Below are 3,714 nucleotides of genomic sequence, written 5' to 3'. Positions count from 1 at the left end.
CCCGGCGGGGGCGGGGGGGCCGCGGGGCGGCGGCGCCCGCCGGGGGGCCCCCCCGCCCGCCCCCCGGGGGGCGCCCCCCCCCGCCGCCGCGCGCCCGCGCGCCCCGCTGCCCAGCGAGCCGTCGGCGAGCGTGCCGATCAACTCCCGGAGCAGCGCCGAGACGGCCACCACCGTCGGCCGCTCCCAGCGCACCGGGCACCGCTCGGGCGGGAAGTACAGGCTGCGCAGCAGCGCGGCCTGGCCGGTGGCGCCGGTGGCGTGCACGGTGCGGGCCGGCAGCCACAGGGCCATGGACGGCGGCAGAACCCAGGTGTTGCCGGCGGCCCGTACCGCGAGCACCCCCTCCTTCGCCCAGGCGAGTTGGTGGGAGCGGTGCTGGTGCTGGCCGAACCACTGGCCGCCGGCCAGCGCGAAGCTGCCGACCAGCACCGCCCCGTACGGCCACTGCTCCGGCGCGCCGGCCGTGGTGTCGGGGACCAGCTCCAAGTGTCCGTTCGGCGACATCAGTTGGCACTCCAGCGCGTAGCAGCCAGCGGGGGATGCTTCCTAGCATCGCGGCATGCCGATGAATCGCCTACACCGCTGGCTGTGCAACTCCGACCGCTGGGCCCGGGCGGTGGAGCAGCAACTGTTGCCCTGGGCCCTGGAGGACGTCGAACTCGGCCCGGACGCGCTGGAGGTGGGGCCCGGGTACGGGGCGACCACCCGGGTGCTGGCCCGCAAGGTGCCGAGGCTGAGCGTGATCGAGGTGGACGGGGAGTCCGCGCGCCGGCTGCGGGCGCACTACGCGGCGCGCCCGGAGGACGTGGAGGTGGTGCACGGCGACGGCGCGGACATGCCGCTGCCCGACGGCCGCTTCTCCTCCGTCACCTGCTTCACGATGCTGCACCACGTGCCGTCGCCCGCGCTCCAGGACCGGCTGTTCGCCCAGGCCCGCCGGGTCCTCGCGGACGGCGGCGTCTTCGCCGGCTGCGACGCCCTGTCGAGCTGGTCCTTCCGCGCCATCCACCTCGGCGACACCTGCGTCCCGGTGCCGCCCGAGACGCTGGCCGCCCGGCTGCGGGCGGCCGGCTTCACGGACACCGAGGTGACCGTCGGCAAGGGAAGCTTCCGCTTCCGCGCCCGGTGAGCGTACGGGCCTCCGGCGGGGTGGCGGGAGCGGGCGGCGGCGAGGTGCGACTTCCGGCCGCCGCCCGGCGCCTTGGTACGGGGCGGAAGCGGCCCGGCACCTCGGTAGGGGGCGATGGGGCCCGGCTGTGGCCTCGGCGTCTCGGTACGAGCCGGACGCGGCCCGTCCGTGCCCCGGCAGCGGCCAGGGAGAGCGCACCGCAGGCCCTGCCCGGGCAACGGCCACGTAGCCGGTGAACAGACCGTGCCCCGGCAGCGGCCACGTACAAAGAAGAGAAGGCGGGCAGCACCCGGCAGGAGATCAGACAGCCGCCCGCCAGGGCCAGCCCGCCCCGTCAGCCCCGCGCGCGGCGCCGCACGGCCGGAGCACCCGCCGCTCCGCTCACAGGTCGAGCACCTGCGGCTCCGTCGCCAGGGCGCGGAGGCGGGTACGGGGGTCGGCGATCATGCGGCGTTCGGTGAGGTCGAGGAAGCCGGCCACGCTGCTGAGTTCGGCCGCGACGGTGCCGTCCCGCTTGACGACGCGCTGCTCGACCCGGAAGGACTTCCGCTCGCCCCAGACGAACGCGCAGCTCACCTCCACCTCGTCGCCCGCGCGCAACTCCCGCAGGTACTTGATGGTGGTCTCCAGGTTGACCGGACCGATGCCCGCCTCCAACATCGCGACCTGCGAGATGCCGGCGGCTTCGAGCAGCGCCCAGCGGGCGTGCTCGGCGTACTGGATGTACACGCTCATGTTGAGGTGGCCCTGCGAATCCGTCTCGTAGCCACGGACGGTGATCGGCACGGTGATCGGCTGCGCCACGGGAACCCCTCGGTCGGTTCGCGGCCCGCCGGCCCGGGTGCGGGCCGATGTGCCGGCTTGGGACGGCCAGTTGACCTGCCGCCGACTATCGCCGCTGTGCACCGCGGAGGGCAAACCTCCACCGGTGTGGCCCTGCGCACAACACGCCCTGGCGTACGGCGGCTGACCTGCGCAGGTGTGGCGGAACCGGGCAATCCACACGGCCCGCCGCCCCGCTATCCCGGGCGCCCCGACGCCCGGTCGCCCCCGCCCGCGGACCCGGACCCGGCGCTACGGCGTGCCCGACTCGCCCACCCGCGCCAGCACCTCCACGCCGCCGCCGCTGCCGATGTGCACGAAGCGGGCGGTGGGGTGCAGTTGGCGGGCGTAGTCGACGAGTTGGTCCGGGGTGCGGCCGTTCTGTTCCTGGAGGGCGATGTACTCCGGCACCAGGCCGCGGGTGCCGCCTATCCACAGCACCCGGCAGCGGTCGGTGAGCCGGCTGATGGGCGCTATGTTGGCCTCGACCGTGGCGTCGTCGGGGATGCGCGCCAGCACCCGCTCGGCCTCGGTCACCGCGGCCGGCTTGCGGTACGTGTCCTCCTCAATGAGCTGCGACAACGGCAGCGCGGTGGTCAGCGCGAGGCCGGCCGCCGCGACCGCGGCCGGCAGTTGCCCGGCGTACGAGCGCAGCCACTCGCGCCGGCTGTCCCGGCTGCGGGCCACCGCGTCCACCAGGGCGAGGAAGACCACCGGCATCAGCACCGCGTTGTAGTGCCAGTCGGTGCCCCAGTAGTGCTCCTCGTGCGAGACGAACCGCCACCCCAGCGTCGGCACCGCGACCAGCAGCAGCGGGGAGCGCAGCGCGAGCAGCCCGGTGGTGGGCACCAGCACCCAGGCCAGCGTGGACAGCGCGGTGTCCCAGGAGATGGTGGGCGCGGGGCCCTCCGCCGCGTCGATCTTGTTCCAGTAGTCGTACGAGCCCGAGGTGTTGAACTCCGGGATGACCACGCCGAGCGCGAGCGCGGAGGCCAGCACGCCGAAGCCGACGACGCCGAGCGCGAGCGGGGTCACCCACGGCCGGCTGTGCCGCCCGCGCCAGAACAGCACCACGCCGATCGCCGCCACGGTCGCCCCCAGGTCCTCCTTGACCAGCACCAGCGGCGCCGCCCAGCAGGCCGCGGCCAGCCACCGCTCGCGCAGCAGCGCCTCCAGGGCGAAGGCCAGCAGCGGCACGGCGAACGCGATCTCGTGGAAGTCGAAGTCGACGGCCCGCTGCACGCCCCAGGACACGCCGTACGCGATGCCGATCGCCAGCCCCCGCCGCCGGCCGAGCAGCCGCGCCGCGACCCGGGTCACCGGCACCGCCGACAGCGCGAACAGCAGGGCCTGCGCCACCAGCAGCGTCACCGGCGTCGGGAAGACCCGGTAGAAGGGGGCGAGCAGTGCGGTGACCGGGCTGAAGTGGTCGCCGAGCACGTTGGTGCCCGGCCCCTTGAGGTCGACGATCGGCGCCTGGAGGTGCGCGTAGCCGCGTATCGCCTGCTCGAATATGCCCAGGTCCCAGGACATGGTGGCCATCCGCCGGTAGCGGCAGACGGAGATCGTCGCGTACGCCGCGAAGAGCGCTGCGGCCAGCCAGTACGGGTCGTACGGGGCCGCGCGCAGGCGCCTGGCGCCGCCCGGGAGGCCGCGCCAGGACCAGCGGCTGGCCGCCGGCGCCGCGGCGTCGGCGGAGGGCGCCGGGTCCTTGGCGGGGGCGGCGACGGGGCGGGCCGAATCCATGGTGCGGTCCTTCGGGC

Annotated in this window: 4 protein-coding genes; 1 reads left to right on the top strand and 3 read right to left on the bottom strand. The window is 75.2% G+C overall.

Annotated features, from left to right (window positions below; genetic code table 11):
- The coding region (locus tag AAHZ94_RS30430) for an AraC family ligand binding domain-containing protein (protein ID WP_349996948.1) at positions 1 to 504 on the bottom strand (504 nt) is incomplete at its 3' end.
- Between the two features lie 55 nt (positions 505 to 559).
- Between AAHZ94_RS30430 and AAHZ94_RS30425 the strand changes: the two genes are divergently transcribed.
- The gene (locus AAHZ94_RS30425) at positions 560 to 1,129 is read left to right on the top strand and encodes a class I SAM-dependent methyltransferase (protein WP_349996947.1); all 570 of its coding nucleotides are present in this window, start codon (positions 560 to 562) and stop codon (positions 1,127 to 1,129) included.
- Positions 1,130 to 1,510: 381 nt separating this feature from the next.
- On the opposite strand, the gene AAHZ94_RS30420 is transcribed toward AAHZ94_RS30425, so the two are convergent.
- On the bottom strand, positions 1,511 to 1,933 hold the full coding sequence (locus tag AAHZ94_RS30420; protein WP_349996946.1) for an acyl-CoA thioesterase: 423 nt from the start codon (positions 1,931 to 1,933) through the stop codon (positions 1,511 to 1,513).
- Between the two features lie 270 nt (positions 1,934 to 2,203).
- Complete coding sequence (locus AAHZ94_RS30415) at positions 2,204 to 3,697, bottom strand: DUF2079 domain-containing protein (RefSeq protein ID WP_349996949.1); 1,494 nt, start codon at positions 3,695 to 3,697, stop codon at positions 2,204 to 2,206.
- Between the last annotated feature and the right edge of the window lie 17 nt (positions 3,698 to 3,714).

This window comes from Streptomyces sp. HSW2009 (assembly GCF_040240285.1).
Lineage (GTDB): Bacteria > Actinomycetota > Actinomycetes > Streptomycetales > Streptomycetaceae > Streptomyces.
This window is presented reverse-complemented; position numbering and strand designations above follow the sequence as displayed.